Raw genomic sequence first — 22,381 nt, forward strand, 5'->3', positions numbered from 1 at the left:
CCACCTTCGCCGTACCCCGACCCCCGATGTGAGGAACAGCGCCGATGCCTGACGAACTTGACGGGACCAAGACGATCGCCTCGGCGGTCCTCCGAACCCTTTCTGCCGGTGAGCCCGCCCCCTTCGACGCACGCGACGACGCAATCGCAACGACCTCACAGCGGTGGCAGCAGATGGGCTCCAAGGCGAAGATCGCGGAAGCGCACGGGGTCATCAACGCACTGCCCGACGGCCGGGTGTTGGAAGTCATCGGACACGTCGCGGCGGTCGGGGAGCAACTGGGGCTCGCGCTCACCTGCAGCCACGACGCCCACCGCTGGCTTGCGGAGGACGCGTCCGCCGTCGGCCGGCCATTGGGAGCTCGAGCGCTGGCGGAGATGACCGGCTACTACATACTCAGCGCCAGCCATGCTCTCGCGAACATCACCCTCCGAGCGTTGCTTATTGGGCAACCGACGAGAGCGCTCGTGGACGCAGCCTTCCCTGGCGCGAAGGGGTTCCCGCCGTTCTCCGACGACCGGGACAGCTGGAAAAGTCTCAGCCCTGCCGTCGTCACGAAGCTCTCGGCCGTGGCACAGCAAGTTGCCGTCCCTTCAGCGGTGAATCTTGTAACCGTACTGAGCACCCTTGCCGGCGACGGCCGATGGAAAGCGCTCGACGCGCGCCGGAGCGTGGACTTCCACCGGTGGCGGCCGCAAAGCATCACGGGCGGCGTCACGGCGAAAAACCCATGGACGGAGCATCCGGACGGGACCCGCAGCATGTCCATCCGAGCGAGCAGCGACTACATTCCGCCGGAGCCCGGCGTCCTCGTCGTCGAGGCCGACGCCGCCCTCGACGCGTTGCACGATGCGATGACAACGTGGCTCGACCAGTTCCCGGCAGCGACACGTGACCTCGGTGTTCCGCTGTTCAAAACCACCTGACCGGCAGCCCGATCATGGCGCCGGTCAACGCTCACCTTTGCGCGCAGTCGCTCAACGTGTTCGGGTGGCAGCTTCGTGATGGCCAAAAACAGGTCATCAGCGCTGTCGTGGCCGGTCGGGTCGCGCTCGCGGAGATACCCGACCGGATCGGGGAGGTTGCCGTTCACCAGGTGGCAGGGTCGGCCGCAGGCGGTCTCGTCGTTGTGGTTGCGCCGTCGGTGGCGTTGCAGGACGATCATGTTGCCGAGCAGCGGCAGCATTCGAACGTGCCGACAGCGGCGAGCATCAACGCTTCCCCGCCGCCCCCCCGGTCCGGTTCATGTTCCTCGACACGGAGCAGCTGGCGAAGGACAACGTTGTCCCAAAGCTTCTCGCGGCCGGCGCTTCGTCAGTCGCGGTAGACGAAGCGCACTGCGTGTCGTCAAGGGAGACGACTTCGGTCTGGTCTACCGTCCCCTCGCGGGGGCGGTGCAACGGCTGAGGCCCCTACGGTCCTGGCGCTCACCGCCACCGGGTCAGCGCCAGTGCGGAAAGACATCATCGATCGTTTGGGGACGGGTGATGCGTTCATCCTCACGTCTGGCTCCAACCAGCTGGAACTGCGCCTGGAAGTGGACCGGCATGAACTCGCGGACACGGAACGCGCCGCCGTCGTCGAGCGGGGTGCCCTCGTCTACGGCGGAATCGATGACGATCCGGCATACGAGCGCGGGAACCGCCGGAAGCGTGGCGCTGCGGGGAATCGGAGGCGTCTACCATACGTTGTAGGCGCTGATGGGAAACGACGACGCTGGAGGGGAGCAGACGATGAGCACGACAGTGAACGCCGCGTCGATCGCGTCGCGGCTGCTCCTCGCCGCTGAACACGACGGTCAGTCGTTGACGAACTTGCAGTTGCAGAAGCTGGTGTTCCTCGTGCAGAGCAAGGAACTCGCCGAACGGCAGGTACCGGCGTTCAAGGAGCCCGTGCAAGCGTGGAAGAACGGTCCGGCGATCAAACCGTTGTACGGCATGTACAAGCAGTACGTCGACCAGCCCATCGCTCAAGTCGATGCGTCGCCGATCAGCGTCGAGCCGCTGCCCGATGAGACGATCGATGCAATTGAGGACGTGTGGACACTCTTCGGTGGCATGACTGGTGTTGCGCTGTGGAAGCTCACGCACGAGACCGGACGGGTGTGGGGCCGACACTTCCGCGCAGGCCAGCGCAACATCGAACTTCCCTCGGCTGAAATCGCCGAAGACTGGCCCGCATACCGACGTGTCGGCGAGGGCCGTAGAGCGAGCCAGCATCGCGCTGCCAAACGTGCCGCAGCGGAGAACCCCTCCTTGGGGAGCGCGCAGTTCGCGCACGCTTCGGACCCCGATTACGAAGCCGCAAAGACACGGTTCCGTGCGTCGAGGCCGCAAAGGCGTGTCGGCTGAGGCAGGGGCGGGAACGTCAGGGAGAAACTCACGCCTCGTCGTGATTCTGGACGTGAACGTCTATCTCGACGCCGCGCGAGTGCTCGGAGCCCCGTTCACCTGGGAACAGCTCGAGCGTGCCGGTGTCCGCGCCCGCGCCGCGGGAGTGCCGCATGTTCGCGACCCCGGCATGGACAGCATCCTCACAATCCTTGCCTGCGCAGGGGGCACCTACGGCGACGGTCGAGCCCTCACCGTCTGGACCAGTGACCACATCAACCTCATGGTCGCGTCGAAAGCCGCCGACCCTATACACGGTGTCAGGCACCCGGGTCTCGGCTGGTCCGACAGTCACGCGCAGGCCCTCGTCGACGACCTGGTGTGGGAAGTCGTCGACCGTTCCGGTGGCGACACCGTCGGCGACATCATTAGCGCCTACGGCGATCCGCCACTGGACCACGAAGACGGCACCGTGTACGCAACCGCACGTGATGCCGACGACCCGGACGACGGGTACATCGACCGGGTGTGCATCACCCGCGACAGCGGGTTTCTCGGAGCCTCACTACCGGGTCTGATTCGCGTCGTGTCACCAAGCGACTGGATCGTCGAACACATGGCGGAGAGTCGAAAGCGAATGATGCGTCAACTCGCGCCGCGATCGAAGTAACGAAACCGTCGCCTCCCGATGGCTCGTCAGCTCGGGAGCCATCGTCACAGTCGTCGTCGGCACGCTGAACAGCATCAATCTGCTGGTGCAGCTCGCCCGGTGTGGCCGCAACGGCCGGAGACCGTGCTGCGGCCGCGGACGATCGCGACGAGGGCCGGCCGTGCACGCTCGCCGATGACCTCGATGATCGCACATTCGGCGGCGTGCAGTGATGGGGCGCTCATTTCGCTATGTCGACGGAGGGGCTCCGGCGCAGTGTCCGCATACTCGCGATGCGACGCCGGAAAGATCTGGCGGCATAGGGGAGACGTGCCCTCCTGCAACGTCTCACGTCACGCCGAATGCGCTGAACGAGCTGTCCGACAACGAGCGCTTGAAGCCTTCACGACTGCATGTGGCATATGGCCAGGCGTCCGGCTGCTTCGGACTCAACGCGGATCGGCGCGGTGCCCCGAAGCGCCTCATATCCGTGTGGCCAACCATGGCCAAGTAGGCGTGCTGCGCATCATTCGGCTGGCGGGGCGCTTCTTTGTCCACGCCCAGACGGGCGTTCGAGCTCGTGCGCGACGACGACGGCGCTTCGATCCCGCACGAAGCACGTCGCTCCTGGAGACGACGACCCGGCTACCCGGTCGGCGCCGCTCGTAGCCGTGACGTCTCTGCCCCGGCCACGAGTCGCTTCACTGCTGCTGTGAGTGACGTCGTTTCTGTGAATCATCGACGGGCTCTGCGTTACCGCTCCCGAACCAGCCCCGGGATCCGCTCGCGGGTGGGGATGGTCACGCGCCATCCTGCGCCTGTCGCCGCGGAGCGAGCCGTGCGCGGCAGAATAGGAGGGGGCACCGGACGGGTTGGCAGGGTCAGGCGATGCTGCTGCCCCCGTCGACGAGGAGCTCGCTGCCCGTCATGCCCGAGCTTTGGTCCGTCACGAGGAAGACCACGGTCGCGGCGACCTCGTCCGGGCGCAGGAGCCGGCCGAACGGCATCCCGCTCGCCATTTGCTCGAGCATCGTGTCCGGGTTGCCCGGGGCGAGGCCCGCGAGACCCGGCGTCTCGGTGGGGCCGGGGACGACGGTGTTGATCCGGACACCGCGCGGTGCGAGCTCGGCTGCCCACGTGCGCGTGAGGGCCGCGATCGCGGCCTTCGACGCCCCGTACAGACCGAACGACGGCTCGGTGCCGGACGCCGCCGTGGACCCGGTGACGACGACGGCGGATCCCTCGTGCAGGAACGGCAGCGCGCCCTGCACGGTGAGGGTCGTCCCACGGACGTTGGTGCCGAACGTCGCCTCGAAGTCCTCCGCGGTGACTGCGTCGAGCGACTTGAACTCCCCGCCGCCGGCGTTCGCGTGGACTGCGTCCAGCCCGCGACCGCGCTCGGCGACCGCGGCGAAGACCGTCGCGATGTCGGTCGGCTTGGCGGCGTCGGCTCGGATCGGTGTGATTGCGTCACCGAACTCGTCGCGCAGGGCGTCGAGCGCCTCCTGCCGCCGACCGGTGACGAAGACGTGTGCCCCCTCGTCGACGAAGCGGCGAACGACCGCGAGTCCGATGCCCGACGTCCCGCCCGTGACGAGTGCGGTCTTGTCCTGCAATGCTCCGACCATGATGACCTCCTGGAGTTGTTGTTGACTGCTTGGTCCAGAACGGTACGCCGTGCTTGACTGATCAGTCAACAACGAGTTCTGAGGAGTTGGCATGCCCCGACCGCGCAAGTTCGACGAGGCCGACGTGGTCGAGCGCGCCCGACGCACCTTTGCGGAGTCCGGGTTCGACGGCACGTCGCTCGACGACCTGCTCGCGGCGACGGGGCTCGGGCGGCAGAGCCTGTACAACACGTTCGGCGGTAAGAAGGAACTCTTCATGCGTGCGTTCCTCAGCGACACCGCCGAGGCCGTCGAGGTCGTGCAGGCGGTCCTGCGGAGTGCGGAGCACCCGATCGCGCGGATCCGGACGCAGTTGGTGTCCGTGGCCGTCGAGCACGGTGCAGCGCAGGGGGCGCCCTCGTTGCTGCTCCGCGCGGCGGTGGAGCTGTCGGCCCGTGACCCGGAGGTCGCCGCGACCGTCTCCGAGGCCTTCGACACCATCCGCGCGGGATACACGGCCTGCATCATTGACGCGCAGACGGCAGGTGAGGTCGAGGCCGATGCCGACGCCGAGGCGCTCGGCACCTACTTCTGTGCGGTCATCGAGGGGATGGGCGCGATCGGGCGCGTCGGGACCTCGCGAGCGGCGCTCCTGCAGGTGGGGATCGCGAGTCTCGCGGCTCTGCCGATCACACCGCTCGGCGAGGAGCACCTCGGGACGGCGGACGGTCCCTGGGACTGAGCGTCGTCACGCACCCGGGTGACGCCGCGGCGACGTGACCGGCGGGGCGGGCCGCCGCCGCGCCTCCAGTCCGGGTCTGGAGGCACGCATCCAGCGGGCGCGACGGCGCGGGCTCCAGGAGCGCTCACGCAGGTGGCGTCGTTCCCGCGCCCTCGGTGTCGTCTGCGCCAGCCGGGCCGGTGTCGGCCTGGTCGAGGTTCTCGTGCGGGTCGCCCATGTCTCCGGTCGCCTTGCCTGCGGGCGACAGCCCGAAGTGCTTGCGGACGGCGTTCGCCTCGGTGACGGACAAGGTGTTCCCGGCCTCGGAAGAGGGCGCACCCTTGATCGCGCTCTTCGTGTACCCGACGTGCAGGTCCGTTCCGTCGAAGGTGGCGTCCTCGACCGGGACGAGCGCGGTGTGACTCCCGAGGAGTCCGGTCGCGACGCTGACGAACGCGGCGCTGCCGTCCTCGTCGGAGGGGAACACCTGCGCGACCTTGCCGACCGTTGCGCCGTCGCGGTCTCGGACGGTCGCGTTCTCGACCTCGTGGATCGTGCTCTTGGTGATCATGGGCGTAGTCAACGCCCTCGGCCTGACCCGACTGTGTCAGAGATCGCGAGGCAAGCCCAAGCGCTGCACGACATGATCGTGGGGAGGTTGTTGACGCGCAGTGATCTGGAAGGAGCTCCCGCATGAAGCGCACTCGGCAGAAGGCTGCTGGAATCGTCCTCCGGTCGGCGGGGGCAGTGCTGCTCGCTGCAGCCGTCCTCACCGGCTGCAGCTCCGGGCTCGGGAAGAGCCCGGAGCAGGCGAAGGAGTCCGTCGTCACCTTCGTCGACGAATCGACTGACGTCGTCGGTGACAGTTGGGACGTCCGGGACGGTCCGGGGCTCGGGAAGTGCGGCCTCGGTCCTGGCGTTGGGGGCGTCCAGTACGTCTACGCCAAGGTCCGCGCTGCCAGCGCTGATCCGAAGGCCGACGTCAAGGCGGTGGAACAGCACTGGAAGGAGCTCCGGGTCACGACCGAGCGGTACCAGACCGGCGGCGAGGACCCCATCCTCGGCGTCCGGGGCAGGGGAGGCCCGGTGAGCTCCTCCGACTTCCGCGCGGATCCCCGCGGGTACACGATCGACGGCAGCTCGCAGTGCGTCGCGGGGGACTTCGAGAAGATGAGCCTCGACAGTCAGGAGTGACGACCGCGACCTGATCGCCGGAACCGAGCCGCGCCTCCAGTCCGGACCGAGACCCAGGCACCTGCGGGACGCGACACGGAGGACGGCCCGCCCCGCTGCCGAGGCGAGCCGTCCTGCGGAGCCGGGACGCTAGCGCGCAGCCGGCACCGCGACGCGAGCGAACTCGGCCCGCACGATGTCCGCGCCGGCAGACAGCGCACTGAGCTTCGCGAGCGCGGCGGTCCGCGCCAGCGGCGCCATCCCGCAGTTCGAGCTGGGGATGAGCTTGTCGGCATCGACGAACTCGAGCGCCCGACGCAGCACCTCCGCGACCTCCTCCGGCGTCTCCACGGTCTCGGTCGCGACGTCGATCGCTCCGAGCATGACCTTCTTGCCGCGGATCAGCTCGACGAGCTCGAGGGGGACGTGGGAGTGGATGCACTCGAGCGAGACGATGTCGATCGACGACTGCTGCAGCAGCGGGAAGGACTGCTCGTACTGCCGCCACTCCGCTCCGAGCGTCTCCTTCCACTTGTTGTTCGCCTCGATGCCGTAGCCGTAACAGATGTGCACGGCGGTTTCGGCGTGCAGGCCCTCGGCTGCACGCTCGAGCGCGGCCACGCCCCAGTCCTGCACCTCGTCGTGGAAGACGGTGAAGGCGGGTTCGTCGAACTGGATGATGTCGACGCCGGCGTCCTGGAGCTCGCGTGCCTCTTGGTTGAGGATCGTGGCGAACTCCCACGCCAGCTTCTCGCGGCTCTTGTAGTGCTGGTCGGAGAGGGTGTCGATCATCGTCATCGGGCCGGGGAGTGCCCACTTGATCGGCCGGTCGGTCTGGGAGCGCAGGAAGCGGGCGTCGTCCACGAACACGGGCGCCCGGCGGCTGACGGCACCGACGACGGTCGGGACGGCCGCGTCGTAGCGGTCGCGGATGCGGACGGTCTCCTTGCGCTCCAGGTCGACGCCGTCCAGGTGCTCGATGAACGTCGTGACGAAGTGCTGGCGGGTCTGCTCGCCGTCGCTGACGATGTCGATGCCGCGGCGCTCCTGCTCGTGGACGGCGGAGCGCAGGGCGTCCTGCTTGCCCTCGGTCAGGGCGGCACCCTCGAGCAGCCAGGGGGACCAGAGTCGCTCGGGCTCGGCGAGCCAGGACGGCTTCGGCAGGCTGCCGACGATCGAGGTGGGGAGGAGAGAACGCATGGGAGTGACGGTCCAGTCAGTCGAAGGGCAGAGGAAGTCAGCGCGCGAGGGCGGGGTCGGCCCACCGGGCGAGGAGTGCGTGGTGCGGCCGCACCAGGTGCTCCTCGGTCCACCGGCCCTGCCTGATCCCGAGGCGGCTGCGCTCCTCGCGGTCGTAGGTCACCGGGGTGGGCGTGAAGTCGGTGTGGTCGAGGGTGGGGCGGTAGGTGCTGCCGGCCGGGGTGTTCGCGGCGTAGACCTCCGGGCGGTAGATCTTCTGGAACGTCTCCATGGTGGCGATCGTGCCGATGAGCTGGAGGTCCGTGTAGTCGCCGGTCAGGTCGCCGCGCGTGTAGAACGCGAGCGGGGCAGCCGCTCCGGCGGGCTGGAAGTACCGGACCCGCATGCCCATCCGGCCGAAGTAGTCGTCGGTGAGCGAGGAGTGCTCGTGCTCGTACTCGGCCCCGAGCACCGGGTGGACGTGCCCGGTGCGGCGGTAGGTCTGGCTCGTCGAGACGCTGATGCAGACGACGGGCTCGGCACTGAAACTCGAGTGGAACGCGGACGACTCCAGGAAGCGCTGGAAGAGTGCCCCGTGCAGCGCCCCGAAGTCAGACGGCAAGCCCGGCGATGACGGCAGCAGGACGGAGAAGTCGTAGTCGCGCAGGTACGACGAGAAGTTGTTGCCGAGGATCCCCTGGTGGCGCTCGCCGGTGTGCTGGTCGACGATCGTGACGTCGAGCATCTCGAGCAACGGGAACTCGGCGTCCGAACCACCGTCGGAGAACTCCAGCGCCACCGAGACGATGTCGAGCTGCAGACGGTAGCGGTCGTGCGCGGCGGCCAGCTCGTTCGCGCGCCCGTCGATCATCGCCAGCGCAGCACGGAGGTTCTGCTGACGGCGTTCGCCGCGCGCCAGGTTCGCGAAGTTCGTGGTCAGCCGGGAGCTGTCGGCGGGGGAGTAGTCCTCGTCGAACCGGGTCCGGGTGATGCTGAAGGTGAGGTCGTTCGCCATGGTCGGCAATCTGTTCGTCGAGCGGCCCGTGGGCACGGTGGGAAGGTTGAATCGATCATGGCGGGAATCGAGAGCCATCAGGTAATACCGAGACGCTATGCACCGGTATAGCCTCGCCCTATGGCTCGTGTCTCGAACGACATCACCCTGCAGCAGCTCCGGTACTTCATCGAGGTCGCGACGGAGGGCTCGATCAGTGCAGCGGCCGACCTGCTCTACGTGTCGCAGCCGACGATGTCCGCGGCGATGAAGGACCTCGAGACGCGGATCGGGCGCCCGCTGTTCACCCGATCGGCCCGAGGGGTCGTGCTCACCGTCGACGGCGTCGAGTTCCTCGGGTACGCCCGGCAGGTCGTCGAGCAGGTCTCCCTGCTCGAGCAGCGGTACGTCGGCGGCCAGCGGTCGCGTCGGCTGCTCGGGGTGTCCGCCCAGCACTACTCGTTCGCGGTGGAGGCCTTCGTCCGGATGGTCGAAGCAGCGGCTGCGGACGAGTACGAGTTCTCGCTGCGCGAGACGCGCACCTGGGACATCATCGAGGACGTCCGCACGCTGCGCAGCGAGGTGGGCATCCTCTACCGCAACGACTTCAACAAGCAGGTGCTCGGCAAGCTCCTGCGGGACGCCGGCGTCGTGTTCACACCGCTGTTCGTCGCACAGCCCCACATCTTCGTGGCCAAGCGGAACCCGCTCGCATCACGGGAGCGTGCGACCCTCGAGGACCTCGCCGACCTGCCTCGGCTCACCTTCGACCAGGGTGCGAACAACTCCTTCTACCTGGCCGAGGAGATCCTGTCGACGATGTCGAGCAAGCGGGAGATCCGGGTGTCGGACCGAGCGACGATCTTCAACCTCATGATCGGCCTCGGTGGGTACACGATCTCGACCGGGCTCATCAGCGACGACCTCGACCCCGAGATCGTCGCCATCCCCCTCGACGTCGACGAACGCATCGAGATCGGCTGGATCGCGCACGCCTCGGTTCCCCTCACCGTCCAGGCGCGGACCTACCTGGACGAGTTGCGTGCGGTGGTCACCAGCTACGGCGTCGAGCCGCTCGGGTAGGCAGGCTGCGGGTCCGGCGGTTCCAGCGATCGGCCTGGAGGCCCGACACGCGCCCGTCAGGAGGTTGCGGTCTCGATCATCGCCGTCACGTGCGGCGCGCTCCAGCGCAGGAGCGCGTCGGACGGCGGACCCTCGAGGTCCTCTCCCCAGATCGCCACGGCCGCACCCGACATCGGGGCCGCGAGAAGCGCACCGGAATCGCCGTCCCACGTCCGGAGTGACCAGTTCTCGCGGAGATCGGCGACGGTGTACTCGCTGTCGGCCGGGTCGAGGTCGGTCGGCACCTCGTAGAGGTAGTACGAGTTGTAGTTGAGCAGGTCGATCCCGGCCTGCTGCAGGTCGACCGCACTCGCCCGTCGTGCTCGCCGTTCGCGCCGCTCCGCTGCGTCCTCGGTGTCACCGTCGAAGCTCCAGTACGTGACGTGGATGCGTGGATCGAGTCGCCCGACCGCAACCCGGTCGATCCCGTCGTTCCAGGCCCAGACCTCGCGGCTGCCGAGAGTCGCTGCCATCGCGTTCATCCACGCCACGCGTTCAGCGGCGCTGACTCCGCCGCCCCATTCATCCCCGCCGATGTGCACGCTGCGGCTGGAGGGGAAGGTCTGCTGCACCTCCGCGTACAGCTTCTTCGCCAGCGCGAGACTCTCGGGCGCCGACGTGTCGAGCTCGCTCTCACCCGAACGGATGCGGTCGACCCACTCCTTCCCGTGCTGCGCCTCGAGCAGGGCGAATGCGGCGGCCATGTGTCCGGGAGTGTCGATCTCCGGCACGATCGCGACGCCTCGCTCCGCCCCGTACGCGGAGATCGTGCGTGCCTGCGCGGCGCTCAGGAACGGGCGATGGGTCACGCGGCTCGTGTAGACGCCGTGGTCGAGATCCGCGTTCGCGGGGGTCTGGCCGAGGACCGTGCTCTCGATCCCGACGTTCTGGTCATCGGTGAGGTGCAGGTGCAGGAAGCGTCCGCCGTCGTCGGCGAGGAGGTCGATGTACCGCTTGATCAACGCCACAGGGTAGTAGGCGCGAGCGACGTCGAGCATCACACCTGTCTCGGGACGTGCGCGGGGCGACGGCTTGGTGGTGACGGTCGCAGTCGAAGTGCGGCACTGCTTCGCGGAGTAGGCACCGGTGCAGGCGAGGACGGAGTACTTGCCGGCTGCGGCGCGGGAAGGTGTCCCGCGGACTGAGGTGACCGAGGTGCTCGAACCAGCGGAGAGTGCCTTCACCGCGACCCGGCCGAGCGTGTACTTCTCGGTGCCGGCGGACAGGTAGAGCCAAGCGGAGGAAGCCGGCTTCCGTACCGAGGCGGTGTTCTTGACCTTCAGGGTGGTGCGCACGGCGGTGCCGGTCGAGGTGACGGTGGTCGTCGCGGTGACCTTGGTGACCGTCACCGTCGACGCGTTCGACCGGACGGCCGCGGCGTGCGCAGCAGACGTGTTTCTCGTTGCGGGCTCTGCTGATCCTGCCGTTGCCTCCGTGCCGATCAGAGCTGCGGCCGACACGGCCACCGCCAGACCGACGGCGATCGTGCGTCTGACAGACGATCCGGGAACCAGGTTCCTCTGTTGACGCATCACGACGTTCCCCCATCCTCGAACACCCCTTGCCCTCGCTGGATCGAGGATGCGCGCATGATCGTATCCGCACCGCGTCGAACGCACATCTCCCGACGTCAACCGTCGGGGACCGTCAGCGGTTGAGGAACTCGACGACCAACGTCACTGCTGCCGTGACGCCGACGAGAACGAATCCGCAGCCGACGAATCGGGTCAGCTCAGGGGTGAACTGACTTCCCCAGAACTCCCCCTGCACTTTCCGGGCGAAGCGGGCGATCGGCTTCGGGAAGAGCACGAGAGTGCAACCCCATGCAACGGAGATCACCGATCCCATCGCGACGAAGAAGATACCCATTTTCCCGAGGCTAGCTGCCGGGAAACGAACGGGCGAAAAGGCCTGTGGCGATCACCTGCGACAGGCCACGTACAGCGGGCTCATCAACGGACCTCCGCGCTCGACCACAGCTCATGCGCAAGACTTCGGCTGCTGCGGAAGACCGGGTGCAGGCTGAGGGCAGCCGCGACGAGCAGCGTGGTGGCCTGCGCGATGAGGAACGCCACCAGCGCTATCGGGACGAACGTGGTGACGGTCCAGGCGACGGCGGAACTCAGAAGCATCACCGCAAGCACCCGCACTACCGGGGAGCTTCGAGGGTGCCGCAAGTGGAGCAACCCTGCGGCGGCGAAGGCGAGTGGCACGAGGGCTTGCAGTGCGATCGCGACTGGGAGTACCAGGCCGGTGCTGGTGGCGGGGGACAGCGTTGCCACGAAGGTGCACGCGGCCATGGCGGCGAGCAAGCGTGCGGCGTCGCGAGCGAACGCGGCGCCGACAGCGGCCACGGCCCCTGCCGACACGGAGATCGCTGCGGCCAGTGGAACGAAACCAGCGGCGAGCGGGTGAGTGCCGACGAAACCGAGCAGGTTGTCGATCGCGAGAAGAGCGGCGCCGGTGTTCGCGGTCATCAGGGCCGCAGTGGCGGCTCTGCGCGCCGTGAGCCGAGTTCGTGATGCGCTCACCGCTCGTCTCCTCCGAGCGGGCGGACAGTGTCACCAACCGCTCGGTACGCGGCCGCGCACTGTTTCTTGAGTCGGGGACCGATCGGCGACAGCGCGGCGATCCATCGCTCCTTGTCCGGGACCTGCAGCACGTGGCGTCGTCCGAGCTCCTCGATTGCCGCGTGCACCTCGGCAGCGACCCCTGGAAAGAGCGCGCTGTACTGATCCGCGGACGTGCTGCGCTGTTTCGGGTACTGCACGTACCGCTGACCCTCGCTCGAGACGAACAGCACGCAGGTCGTCATGTAGTCCTGCTCGGGGGTCACGGGGACGGGCACGCCGATGTCGTTCGCGATCCGGGGTGCTCCATTCGGAGGTATCACCGACGAGACCGTTTCGGGCGTTCCGATGACGTACCAGTGCTCACCCCTGGTCACTGCCCGCTCGGTGCCGAACGTACCGTCCCAGTCGGCGAGGGTCTGCGGCACCGACGCCGCGTGTGCGTAGACCCGGATGAACGCCGATGCGTCCGTATCGAGGCAGTCGAAGCCGCGCATGCTGTCCCAGGACGCGAGGTCGTCGTGCAGCGCATCTGCCCGCTCGCACGGCACAGAGGTGCGGAGTTCATCGGCGATCCGCTCCATCGATGCCGCGTCGAGAGCGGGTACGGCTGCCGGCGCGGGGACAGGATCCTGCGTCGGCGACTGCGCCCGAGGCGTCCGATCGTCGGAGCCCGACGAGCACGCGGACAGGACGGCTGCGGCGACGCAGACCACGGCAAGGGCCTCGGTGCTGCGTCGCCGCGATCGCTCCGGCATCACTGCCACTGCACGCCGGCCCAACCGGTGCCGGTGAGGCCCTTCATCTTCTTGGTGGCGGCCACGTTGCCCCACGGGACGAACTTCGAGCGTCCGGTCCCGCAGTTCAGGGTCGTCCAGGTCGGGGCGTGCCGCGAGTTGAACGACTTCCCCCAGATGCAGGGATTCGAGTTGCCCCGGTGCTTGTACCACTTGTACTGCACCTGGGTCGATGCCCTCGAGCCGATGACGCTGCAGCCGTTCAGCGACTGTGTCATCTTCGCGACGACGGCGAACGCTCGGTCCCTGCAGTCCCCCGACCGAGTGGAGCGTCCGTCATCGGCGATGACGACTTCCCCGCTGGGATCGAAGTTGTCGTCGATCACGACGTTCGACGGGACCTCGACCTGCGTCGCGCTCTGCGCCTGTGCCGGTGCTGCGATCAAGAGTCCCGCAGACATTGCGGCGGTCACGACTGCGGACGCGACCGAAAGAGTCTTCTTCATGTATTCCTCCCCGAACCGTCTCCGCGGGCGCAGCGACCCTGCCAGAATGCTGCATATCAATACCCGGCACAACCTTGCGGCCGTGATGACTACAGACGACTTGATGACGCAGGCAACGCGAAGGTCCCGACAGCACCTCGTACGAATGGCGAACGTGGGTACCTGGACAAAGCGACCGAGTCGCTCCGGAACGTCGGCCTGATCTCCACCGGTCAGGGTGACAAGGTGACCCGACCGGACGATCACGAGGAAGCCTGGTGACCAACGAATGAACGGTTCCACGATTGCGAGGAGCGCGGCGCGGGGACGACCCGCGGCGCGATGGTCGGGTGCGGTGGTGGCCGCGGTCGTGACGATGTCTCTGCTGACAGCATGCGCAGGAGGAAAACCGATGGAAAGTCCCTCGACTGACCACACCGTGAAGCCCGATGCAGCCAAGCGCACCGTGGTGGATCTCGTCGATCAAACGGCTCGTGCCGTGGACGGCGGCCCCTGGAAGGCCATCAGTGGCCCGCGAGTCGGCCTGTGCCCCGGATCTGACGGCTCGGGGCGTGCGGACGACAGTGGTGGAGTCACCTGGGTGTACGTGAAGCAGCGCGAGGGCGCGGCCGACCCGAGGGACGATCTCCGGAAAGTCGAGGCGGTGTGGAAGAGCCTCGGCATCACGACCGAGCGGTATCGGAGCGGCGGCGACGATCCTGATCTCGGGGTCCGGGGCCGCGGTGGTCCGATCGAGACGATCGACTTCCTCGCTTCCACGGTGGGTGGCTACAGCATCGACGCTGAATCGCACTGCGCCGACGGCGATTACGGAGAGATGACCGGGAGCGGCTCGGCCAGCTGATCAGGGGCTCGTCAACGGACCTCCGCTCGACCACAGCTCGTGCGCAATCCTCCGGCTGCTGCATGTCCGAGATGACCGTGTCGTGCGCGAAGGGCACGCTGTCCGTGTGGTCAGTCGGAAGAAGCGGGCGGTAGATCGATGGCAGGCTCCCTCGGCCGCAACCCGAGCTCGGCAGCAGCCGTGAGGTAGGCGCGGTACACCTCGCCGTACCGAGCGGTCGCGCGATCCGCACGAGCGACGTCCGCCGGGCGCTCGACGTTCGTCTCGTACCCGATCGTGCGGCGCTCCGCGACCTCGTCACCGATCGCTACTGACCACCGCCAGATGTCGGAACTCGAGGCGGCCCGCGGCGCATGCTGCAGCACCTCGTCCGGTACTGCGATCACTCGACGGTCGGGGGCCGCGCCGCGGGAGAAGGCGAAGAACATCGCGGGAACGGCGACGATGCCTCCGCCGAGGACCACGCCGATGACTCGGGCCACGGCTGGCTCGTCCCCGGGCAGCAGCGGCGGCGCGACCACGAAGCCGAACGCGCCGCCTGCCATGTACCCAATCGCGAAGGCCGCCAAGACGAACGCTGTTGCGAGCCGGTCCTGACGGCGCACGCCAGCGGGATCGTGGAGTCGGCGCCATCGAGACGCGGTGTCGGCAGCGGGGCCGTCGCGATCGACGTACACGCGGCCGTCGGGGGCCCGGAAGAAGGGTGAGTCTGCACGCTCCGGATCGATCACGGGGTTCCGTCAGCCCTGCTCATCGCCCCTGTGGTCAGCATCAGAAGTCCGGGCCCTGGTGAGTCTGACCTCTGCCCAAGGAACATCCGGCCATCAACCAACGCGAGCGTGCCCCCGAACGCGCAAACGAGCACCTGCGTCCACCACGGGATGCGTCGAGCGCAGTGCTTCTGCGAGTTCACGCCATCAATCTACGGCGTGACGCCGACGCCTTCCGCTGCTATGTTTGCGCGCACAACAAATCCCGGACGACGATGTCAGAGGACGCGCGATGACGCACGCAACAGAGCACCGCTTCGGCGAGACGATCCTGACGGTCGTCGATGCCACCGGCGCACCCATCCCCGATGCCGACATCACGGTCGAGCAGACCCGCCATGCCTTCGCCTTCGGCAACATCGGCTTCGACTTCATCGAACTGGCCAACGGCGGAGCCAACGTCGAAGCGACCGACGAAGCAGGCACCGAACACCTCGCCGACCTCTACGCCGACGTCTTCAACACCGCGACGCTCCCGTTCTACTGGGGCCGCTTCGAGCCCGAGCGCGGAGCCCCGGACACCGCCAGACTCCTGACGACGGCACAGTGGTTCCGCGACCGCGGCATCGCCCTCAAGGGTCACCCCCTGGTCTGGCACACGGTGCAGCCCGACTGGCTGCTGGGGCTCCCGCTGGACGAGGTCGAGCAGCTCCAGCGCGAGCGCATCCGCCGCGAGGTCTCCGCCTTCGCCCGCACGATCGACACCTGGGACGCCATCAACGAGGTCGTCATCATGCCGGTGTTCGACAACGGCGACAACGCGATCACCCCGCTCGCCCGGGCCAAGGGCCGCATCCCGATGATCCGGATGGCCTTCGAGGAGGCCCGCGCTGCCAACCCGCACGCCACCCTGCTGCTCAACGACTTCGACCTGTCGAGCGCCTACGAGTGCCTGATCGAGGGCGTGCTCGAGGCCGGCGTGCAGATCGACGCCATCGGGCTGCAGACCCACATGCACCAGGGCTACTGGGGCGAGGACACGATGCTCGCGATGGTCGACCGGTTCGCCCGCTACGGCCTGCCGCTGCACCTGACCGAGACCTCGCTCGTCTCCGGTGACCTCATGCCCGCGCACATCGTCGACCTCAACGACCACCAGGTCGCTTCGTGGCCGTCGACGCCCGAGGGCGAGGCGCGCCAGGCCGACGACATCGAACGGCACTACCGGAGCCTGGTCGGCCACCCTTCCGTCGAGGCGATCACCTACTGGGGCATCACCGACGCCGGCGCCTGGCTCGGCGCCCCGATCGGACTCGTCCGCGCCGACGGCACCCCGAAGCCGTCGTACGACGCGCTCCGCCGCCTGGTCAAGGAGGAGTGGTGGCTCGGCTCGACGGTGCTGCGCACCGACGACCGTGGTCGGGTGCAGGTCCGCGGTTTCCGCGGCGACTACCGCGTCGACGTGCGTGGCACGTCCGCCCCGTTCGCCGTCACCGACGTGCCCACGCAGGTGCAGATCGTCACGTGACCACCTGACGGCCTGGAGGCCCGGTGTGGCCCCGCCCCGCGCCTCCGGTCCGTCACCTGGTCGCGCGTCGTGCGGCCACCACACCCCAGAGGACTCCACCGACGAGGATCGCGGCGCACGCGACGAACGCGGGAACGTCGTCGGCGCGGCCGAGCGCGATGTAGACCAGGCTCACGACCACCGTCGCACCGCCGGCGATGCTCGTCGGGACGATCGCTGCTCGGTGGCCGAGCATCCAGTCCTCGTCGCTGCGCATGGTCGCCCGGGTGCGGATGCCCACGAGGCTGTTCCTGCCGATGAGGCCCCGCGCCGGCAGCGCGACGAAGACGATGGTCAGGACGGCGGCCGCCGTCTCGATCGCGATCACGTGATCTCCTTCTGGGTCGGACATCGCGCTCGGGTGTGCAGTGGGCCTGAGCGTGGAGCGCGTCAGACCAAACCTGCCGGTATCCGGTGAAATACGCAAGAGGCGGCAGGGCACGCTACCGCCGCACGTACCGGTGCTCCGGCCGCCCCGCAGCCCCGTACCGCAACTGCATCGCCACGGTCCCGTCGGCAGTGAGCTGCGCCAGGTACCGCTGCGCCGTCGCCCGCGACACCCCGATCGCCGCAGCGACCTCGGCGGCCGATCGTTCCTCGCCCGCGACGAGTTGCTCGAGCACCAGTGCCGCTGTGGCCGCCCGGGACGGCGAGGCCCCACCGCTGTCGCCGGCGTGCAGGATCCGGAAGGCCCGCTCGACGGCCTCCTGGTCGAGCGTCGACCGCTCGTCGAGGACGTTCCGCGACCGTGCGTAGGCCTGCAGTCGCTCGGCCAGCACCCCGGCCGCGAAGGGCTTGATCAGGTAGGCGAGTGCCCCGCTCCGCATCGCCCGGCGAACGGTGCCCGAGTCCGACGCTGCGCTCAGCACGAAGGCATCGGCGTCGATCGACCGCAGCAGGTCGAGCCCGCTGCCGTCGGGCAGGTAGACATCGACGAGCACCAGGTCCACGGTCCCGCTCGACAGGGCCGAGCGGGCAGCGGCGATGGTGCCGACGGGATCGAGCGCCCGGAACCCCGGTACCTCGTCGACCTGCCGCCGGTGCAGGTCGGCGACGTGGAAGTCGTCGTCGACCACCAGCACGGTGAAGACGGAACTCACGACACCACTCCTTCCAGTCGGGCGCAGAAGACCGCGCCGTGGTCGTCACCGCCGGGGGAGGCGAACCACACGTCGCCACCGTGCCGCCGGGCGATCTCACGTGACAACGGCAGCCCGATCCCGAGCCCGTGCACCTGCGAGACGTCCGCCGACGCGCCACCGGCCGCCGACCCGCGCACGAACAGCGAGTCCGCAGCACCGACCGGAACCCCGGGCCCCGAGTCCATCACCGACAGGTGCAGCGTCGTGCCGTCGTCGAGCACCTCGACCTCGACCCACGGTGAGCCGCCGTCCGGGGCGCTTCCGTCGCCGCTGAGCGCCGCCGACACCGCGTTGTCGACCAGGTTGCCGAGCACGGTGGTCACGTCGCCCGGCTCGGTGATCGTCCCCTGCACGAGCGTCTCCGCCCCGATCCGCAGCAGCACCCCGCGCTCGGCGGCCTCGACGCCCTTCGCCCCGAGGAACGCCTGCAGGTAGGGCTCGGTCAACCGGTCCGCGTGCTGAACGGGGTAGCGCAGCGGCCCGCGCTCCTGCACGTCCGCCAGGTACGCCTGCGCCCGGGAGGTCTCGCCGATGTCGAGCAGCCCCGAGATCGCGTGCAGCCGGTTCGCGAACTCGTGCCGCTGCGCGCGGAGCGCGGTGCTCATCGCCCCGACGGCGTCGAGCCGCCGGGTCAGGGCCTCGACGTCGGTCCGGTCGCGCAGGACGGCGACCCGGCCCAGGTCGCGTCCGTCGCGGAACACCGTGCGGACGTCGACGAGCAGCACCCGGTGCCCGGCGACGATCGTGGCGCTCGCCGGAGCCGCGGTGGTCACGTCCAGCATCGACCCGAGTGGCGCGGGCAGGTCGAGCGATGCCACCGGACGGCCGACCGGATCGGCCAGTCCGAGCAGTCGCACGGCTTCGGGGTTGCAGACGGTGACGACCCCCGACGGCCCGATCGCGATGACGCCTTCACCGACCCCGCCGAGCACGGCCTGCTGGTTCTGCACGAGCATCACGAGCTCCTCCGGCTGCAGCCCGAGCGTCAGCCGCACCAGCCGCCGGCGGATCAGCACCGAGGCGATCAGCGCGAGCAGGACGGCCACCAGCCCGGCACCGATCACCGGCATGCTGTCCTCGACCAGGGTGTCGTAGACGCGTGCCCGGGTGAACCCGACGCTCACCTCGCCGACGACGGCGGACTGCCGGGAGGCCCGGCTCGTCTCCGCCCCGCCAGCTGCGGGCGCGGAGACGGGCACCTTCGCCCGCGCCGACTCACCGAGTGTTCCGCGCGCCCAGGACACGGTCTCGCGACCGGCGAGTGCGGCGTCGGGGGAGGTGCTCACCATCTCGCCGATCCGGTCGACGTCGGGATGGGCCAGTCGGATGCCCCGGTCGTCGGTGACCACGACGAAGAGCGCCCCGGTCCGGCGCTGGGCCGCGAGTGCCGCACGCTGGACGGGTCCGTCGGCGAGGACCGCGGGGTCGAGGTCGGTGCCGTCGACGCTGAGCCGGGCGACCTCTGCGCGGACCTCGGACTGCGCAGCGACGCTCTGCGCGATCGCGAGTGCGGTCCCCTCGGCAGCGCGTTCGAGCCGGGTGACCTCGATCCGGACGAACACGGCACTGGTCAGGGCGACGACGGCGACGACCACGGCGAGCTGCAGGACGAGCACCTGGGTAGCGAAGCGGAGCCTGGGGCGCCGTGAACGGTCGTCGGTCACGACCCCAGCGTACGGAGGGTGCGCCGACCTGCTTGCGCACAATGCGCAGAAAGCGGTCAATGCGCGATGGTGCGCCAATGTGCAGAAGCGCGCCGCGCCTCCAGGCCGGGTCGTAGCGTGCCCGGACTGCCAGACACGGACGAAGGAGTCCTGATGCTCGTCATCCTCGGGTACGCGATGGTCCTGACCTTCATGGTCCTGATCATGACCAAGCGCATGTCGCCCATGCTCGCGCTGATCATCGTGCCGACCGTGTTCGGGCTGTTCGCGGGGGCGGGCCTGGGGCTCGGCGACATGGTGACCGAGGCGATCGGGACGCTGGCGCCGACGGCCGCGCTCCTGATGTTCGCGATCATGTACTTCGGCCTGATGATCGACGTCGGCCTGTTCGACCCGCTCGTCCGGTTCATCCTGCGGGTGACCGGCAACGACCCGGCGAAGATCGTGCTCGGGACAGCCCTGCTGGCGGGGGCGGTCTCGCTCGACGGCGACGGTTCGACGACGTTCATCGTGGTGACGGCCGCGATGCTGCCCATCTACCTGAAGCTCGGCATGAGCCCGGTCGTGATGACGTGCGTGGCGGGTCTGACGAACGGAACGCTCAACATCGTGCCGTGGGGCGGTCCCACCGCCCGCGCGGCCGCCGCGCTGAAGATCGACCCGACGGACATCTTCGTGCCCCTCGTGCCGTCGCTCGTGGTGGGGCTGCTGCTGTGCTTCACGTTCGCGTGGACGATGGGCCTGCGGGAGCGCAAGCGCCTCGGGCTGATCGAGTTCACCGAGGCCTCGCGGGGTGCGCGGGTGCCGGAACGGGCGAACGCTCGGGCCGGCTCACGGGTGCTCGCGGCGGTGGGCGGGACCGGCGGCGGGATGTTCACGAGCCCCACGGTCGCGCTCGGACTGCGCGGCGGGAAGGCCGACGGCCGACGTGCGGACGGCGAGGGCGTGGACGGCGCCGGCTCGGCGGACGAGGGTGCGGGTGCCGGCACCATGGCCGAGACGATGCTCGACCCGAACCGTCCGACGCTCCGGCCGAAGCGGATCTGGTTCAACCTGGCGCTGACCGTCGCCGTGATGGTGGCGCTCGTGATGGGCCTGCTGCCGCTGCACTTCGTGTTCATGATCGGCACGGCGATCGCCCTGCTCGTGAACTTCCCGCAGCTCAAGCAGCAGACCGCGCAGATCGTCGCGCACGCCCCCAGCATCGTCGGTGTCGTGTCGATGGTGTTCGCCGCCGGCGTGCTGATCGGGGTGCTCGACGGCACCGGGATGGTCGCGGCGATGGCCGACTGGCTCGTCGCGGTGATCCCGGACTCGATGGGCCCGTACCTGGCGGGCATCACCGGTGTGCTGAGCATGCCGCTGACGTTCTTCATGAGCAACGACGCGTTCTACTTCGGGATCCTGCCGGTGCTGTCCGAGAGCGCCGCGGCGTACGGGATCACGCCGGCCGAGATGGCGCGCGCCTCGGTCGTCGGGCAGCCGGTGCACATGCAGAGCCCGCTCGTCCCCGCGATCCTGCTGCTGGTGTCACTGGCGAACGTGAACCTCGGTGACCACCACCGGAAGGTGCTGTGGCGGGCCGCCGTGGTCGCGATGGCGATGCTCGTGGTGGCGATCGTCGTGCGGGTCATCCCGTTCGGGTGAGGCGGCGCTGACGGCTGACGGCTGACGGCGGACGCCTGACGGCGGGCGCCCGGCCGGCCGGCTCAGCCCGCGTCGAGCTCGCGCGTCAGTGCTGCGACGAAGTCGTCGACGTCCTGCTCCGAGGTGTCGTACGCGCACATCCACCGCACCTCGTTGCGGCTGGCGTCCCAGTCGTAGAACCGGAAGTGTTGCCGCAGCCGGTCGGCCACCCCGGCGGGCAGGGTCGCGAAGACGCCGTTCGCCTGGGTCTCCTGACTGAAGCCGACGCCCCGGATGCTGCCGTCGGCGATGCCCGCCTCGAGTGCTCCGCGCAGCCGGGCGGCCATGGCGTTGGCGTGCCGCGCCGAGCGCAGGTACAGGTCGTCACGCAGCAGGGCGATGAGCTGGGCGGAGACGAACCGCATCTTCGAGGACAGCTGCATGTTCATCTTGCGCAGGTAGGGCAGGCCCTGGGACGCCACGGGGTCGAGCACGACGATCGCCTCGCCGTAGAGCATGCCGTTCTTCGTGCCGCCGAAGCTCAGCACGTCGACCCCGGCGTCGGTGGTGAAGTCGCGGAGGGGTACCCCGAGGGTCGCGGCGGCGTTGGAGACGCGGGCGCCGTCCATGTGCAGCTTCATGCCGAGCGGGTGGACGTGGTCCGCGATCGCCCGGATCTCGTCGACCGTGTAGGCGGTGCCGAGCTCGGTGGTCTGCGTGATCGACACGACGAGCGGCTGTGCACGGTGCTCGTTGCCCCAGCCCCAGGCCTCGCGGTCGATGAGCTCGGGGGTGAGCTTGCCGTCGGGCGCCGCCACCGGCAGGAGCTTGATGCCGCCGATGCGCTCGGGTGCCCCGGCTTCGTCGGTGTTGATGTGCGCGGTCGTGGTGCACACGACCGCACCCCATCGCGGCAGCATCGACTGCAGGCCGACGACGTTCGCGCCGGTGCCGTTGAAGACCGGGAAGGCCTCCGCCCGGGAACCGAAGTGCTCCTGGACGACCTCGTGGAGGCGTGCTGTGTAGACGTCCTCGCCGTACGCGGTCTGGTGGCCGTCGTTGGCCGCGGCGATCGCGTCGAGGATCTCGGGGTGGACGCCGGCGTAGTTGTCCGAGGCGAAGCCCCGCAGGTCGAGGTCGTGCAGTCGGAGGGTCACCGGATCATCCTAGGTTCGCGGGGTCGACGGACGGGCGCGGGTTCCGGGGCCAACCGTCGCTCGGGTGTTCACCCGCGGTTCAC

At 68.9% G+C, this 22,381-nt stretch carries 23 protein-coding genes; 9 read left to right on the forward strand and 14 right to left on the reverse strand.

Annotated elements, in window-relative coordinates:
• Positions 1-44: 44 nt before the first annotated feature.
• The 3 genes from KK087_RS00220 (at position 45) to KK087_RS00230 (ending at position 3,000) form a co-directional block, all read left to right on the forward strand.
• A complete protein-coding gene (locus KK087_RS00220) occupies positions 45-926 on the forward strand; it encodes a hypothetical protein (protein ID WP_214563804.1) in 882 nt (293 codons plus the stop codon).
• 807 nt (positions 927-1,733) lie between these two features.
• Positions 1,734-2,351, forward strand: coding sequence for a Panacea domain-containing protein (locus KK087_RS00225; RefSeq protein WP_214563805.1), 618 nt, complete (start codon positions 1,734-1,736; stop codon positions 2,349-2,351).
• Between the two features lie 40 nt (positions 2,352-2,391).
• Entirely contained in the window at positions 2,392-3,000 is a 609-nt protein-coding gene (locus tag KK087_RS00230) for a hypothetical protein (protein ID WP_214563806.1), read from the forward strand.
• 860 nt (positions 3,001-3,860) lie between these two features.
• Here the strand turns inward: KK087_RS00230 and KK087_RS00235 are convergent.
• Positions 3,861-4,607, reverse strand: coding sequence for an SDR family NAD(P)-dependent oxidoreductase (locus tag KK087_RS00235; RefSeq protein WP_214563807.1), 747 nt, complete (start codon positions 4,605-4,607; stop codon positions 3,861-3,863).
• Between the two features lie 91 nt (positions 4,608-4,698).
• Here KK087_RS00235 and KK087_RS00240 point away from each other — a divergent pair, with 91 nt between their 5' ends.
• Positions 4,699-5,328, forward strand: coding sequence for a TetR/AcrR family transcriptional regulator (locus tag KK087_RS00240; RefSeq protein WP_214563808.1), 630 nt, complete (start codon positions 4,699-4,701; stop codon positions 5,326-5,328).
• A 124-nt stretch (positions 5,329-5,452) separates the two neighbouring features.
• Here the strand turns inward: KK087_RS00240 and KK087_RS00245 are convergent, their stop codons facing one another.
• Positions 5,453-5,878, reverse strand: coding sequence for a PRC-barrel domain-containing protein (locus tag KK087_RS00245; RefSeq protein WP_214563809.1), 426 nt, complete (start codon positions 5,876-5,878; stop codon positions 5,453-5,455).
• 122 nt (positions 5,879-6,000) lie between these two features.
• On the opposite strand from KK087_RS00245, the gene KK087_RS00250 reads away from it, so the two are divergent.
• Positions 6,001-6,501 carry a hypothetical protein gene (locus KK087_RS00250; RefSeq protein WP_214563810.1) on the forward strand — a complete coding sequence of 167 codons (501 nt, stop codon included), beginning with the start codon at positions 6,001-6,003 and terminating at the stop codon, positions 6,499-6,501.
• 129 nt (positions 6,502-6,630) lie between these two features.
• On the opposite strand, the gene KK087_RS00255 is transcribed toward KK087_RS00250, so the two are convergent.
• Both KK087_RS00255 and KK087_RS00260 read right to left on the reverse strand, forming a co-directional pair.
• The gene (locus tag KK087_RS00255; protein ID WP_214563811.1) at positions 6,631-7,680 is read right to left on the reverse strand and encodes a methionine synthase; all 1,050 of its coding nucleotides are present in this window, start codon (positions 7,678-7,680) and stop codon (positions 6,631-6,633) included.
• A 37-nt stretch (positions 7,681-7,717) separates the two neighbouring features.
• On the reverse strand, positions 7,718-8,674 hold the full coding sequence (locus KK087_RS00260; RefSeq protein ID WP_214563812.1) for a putative oxygenase MesX: 957 nt from the start codon (positions 8,672-8,674) through the stop codon (positions 7,718-7,720).
• A gap of 120 nt (positions 8,675-8,794) precedes the next feature.
• On the opposite strand from KK087_RS00260, the gene KK087_RS00265 reads away from it, so the two are divergent.
• A complete protein-coding gene (locus KK087_RS00265; protein WP_214545180.1) occupies positions 8,795-9,736 on the forward strand; it encodes a LysR family transcriptional regulator in 942 nt (313 codons plus the stop codon).
• A 56-nt stretch (positions 9,737-9,792) separates the two neighbouring features.
• Here the strand turns inward: KK087_RS00265 and KK087_RS00270 are convergent, their stop codons facing one another.
• The 5 genes from KK087_RS00270 to KK087_RS00290 all read right to left on the reverse strand — a co-directional run bounded on the left by KK087_RS00270 (position 9,793) and on the right by KK087_RS00290 (position 13,588).
• Positions 9,793-11,124 carry a family 20 glycosylhydrolase gene (locus KK087_RS00270; protein WP_214563813.1) on the reverse strand — a complete coding sequence of 444 codons (1,332 nt, stop codon included), beginning with the start codon at positions 11,122-11,124 and terminating at the stop codon, positions 9,793-9,795.
• A 298-nt stretch (positions 11,125-11,422) separates the two neighbouring features.
• Positions 11,423-11,644 carry a hypothetical protein gene (locus tag KK087_RS00275; RefSeq protein ID WP_214563814.1) on the reverse strand — a complete coding sequence of 74 codons (222 nt, stop codon included), beginning with the start codon at positions 11,642-11,644 and terminating at the stop codon, positions 11,423-11,425.
• Positions 11,645-11,727: 83 nt separating this feature from the next.
• Positions 11,728-12,252 (reverse strand): hypothetical protein, encoded by a 525-nt coding sequence (locus KK087_RS00280; RefSeq protein WP_214563815.1) that lies wholly within the window; start codon positions 12,250-12,252, stop codon positions 11,728-11,730.
• Positions 12,253-12,302: 50 nt separating this feature from the next.
• A complete protein-coding gene (locus KK087_RS00285; RefSeq protein ID WP_214563816.1) occupies positions 12,303-13,103 on the reverse strand; it encodes a hypothetical protein in 801 nt (266 codons plus the stop codon).
• On the reverse strand, positions 13,103-13,588 hold the full coding sequence (locus KK087_RS00290; RefSeq protein WP_214563817.1) for a hypothetical protein: 486 nt from the start codon (positions 13,586-13,588) through the stop codon (positions 13,103-13,105). Before KK087_RS00290 ends, KK087_RS00285 begins: the two co-directional genes overlap by 1 nt.
• 349 nt (positions 13,589-13,937) lie before the next feature.
• On the opposite strand from KK087_RS00290, the gene KK087_RS00295 reads away from it, so the two are divergent.
• Positions 13,938-14,432 (forward strand): hypothetical protein, encoded by a 495-nt coding sequence (locus KK087_RS00295; RefSeq protein WP_214563818.1) that lies wholly within the window; start codon positions 13,938-13,940, stop codon positions 14,430-14,432.
• Between the two features lie 110 nt (positions 14,433-14,542).
• Here the strand turns inward: KK087_RS00295 and KK087_RS00300 are convergent, their stop codons facing one another.
• Positions 14,543-14,977, reverse strand: coding sequence for a hypothetical protein (locus KK087_RS00300; protein ID WP_214563819.1), 435 nt, complete (start codon positions 14,975-14,977; stop codon positions 14,543-14,545).
• Between the two features lie 457 nt (positions 14,978-15,434).
• Here KK087_RS00300 and KK087_RS00305 point away from each other — a divergent pair, with 457 nt between their 5' ends.
• Positions 15,435-16,670, forward strand: a complete 1,236-nt coding sequence (locus tag KK087_RS00305; RefSeq protein WP_214563820.1) for an endo-1,4-beta-xylanase — start codon at positions 15,435-15,437, stop codon at positions 16,668-16,670.
• A gap of 52 nt (positions 16,671-16,722) precedes the next feature.
• Here KK087_RS00305 and KK087_RS17550 read toward each other — a convergent pair whose 3' ends face one another.
• The 3 genes from KK087_RS17550 to KK087_RS00320 form a co-directional block, all read right to left on the reverse strand.
• Positions 16,723-17,037 (reverse strand): SdpI family protein, encoded by a 315-nt coding sequence (locus KK087_RS17550; protein WP_214563821.1) that lies wholly within the window; start codon positions 17,035-17,037, stop codon positions 16,723-16,725.
• A 115-nt stretch (positions 17,038-17,152) separates the two neighbouring features.
• The gene (locus KK087_RS00315; protein WP_214545191.1) at positions 17,153-17,809 is read right to left on the reverse strand and encodes a response regulator; all 657 of its coding nucleotides are present in this window, start codon (positions 17,807-17,809) and stop codon (positions 17,153-17,155) included.
• Positions 17,806-19,515, reverse strand: a complete 1,710-nt coding sequence (locus KK087_RS00320; protein WP_214563822.1) for a sensor histidine kinase — start codon at positions 19,513-19,515, stop codon at positions 17,806-17,808. The genes KK087_RS00315 and KK087_RS00320 overlap by 4 nt, the downstream gene beginning before the upstream one ends.
• A gap of 153 nt (positions 19,516-19,668) precedes the next feature.
• Between KK087_RS00320 and KK087_RS00325 the strand changes: the two genes are divergently transcribed.
• Positions 19,669-21,162 carry a CitMHS family transporter gene (locus KK087_RS00325; RefSeq protein WP_214529922.1) on the forward strand — a complete coding sequence of 498 codons (1,494 nt, stop codon included), beginning with the start codon at positions 19,669-19,671 and terminating at the stop codon, positions 21,160-21,162.
• Between the two features lie 62 nt (positions 21,163-21,224).
• On the opposite strand, the gene KK087_RS00330 is transcribed toward KK087_RS00325, so the two are convergent.
• The gene (locus tag KK087_RS00330) at positions 21,225-22,298 is read right to left on the reverse strand and encodes a threonine aldolase family protein (RefSeq protein ID WP_214563823.1); all 1,074 of its coding nucleotides are present in this window, start codon (positions 22,296-22,298) and stop codon (positions 21,225-21,227) included.
• Positions 22,299-22,381: the final 83 nt, after the last annotated feature.

This window comes from Curtobacterium aurantiacum (assembly GCF_018598555.1).
Taxonomy (GTDB): domain Bacteria; phylum Actinomycetota; class Actinomycetes; order Actinomycetales; family Microbacteriaceae; genus Curtobacterium; species Curtobacterium aurantiacum.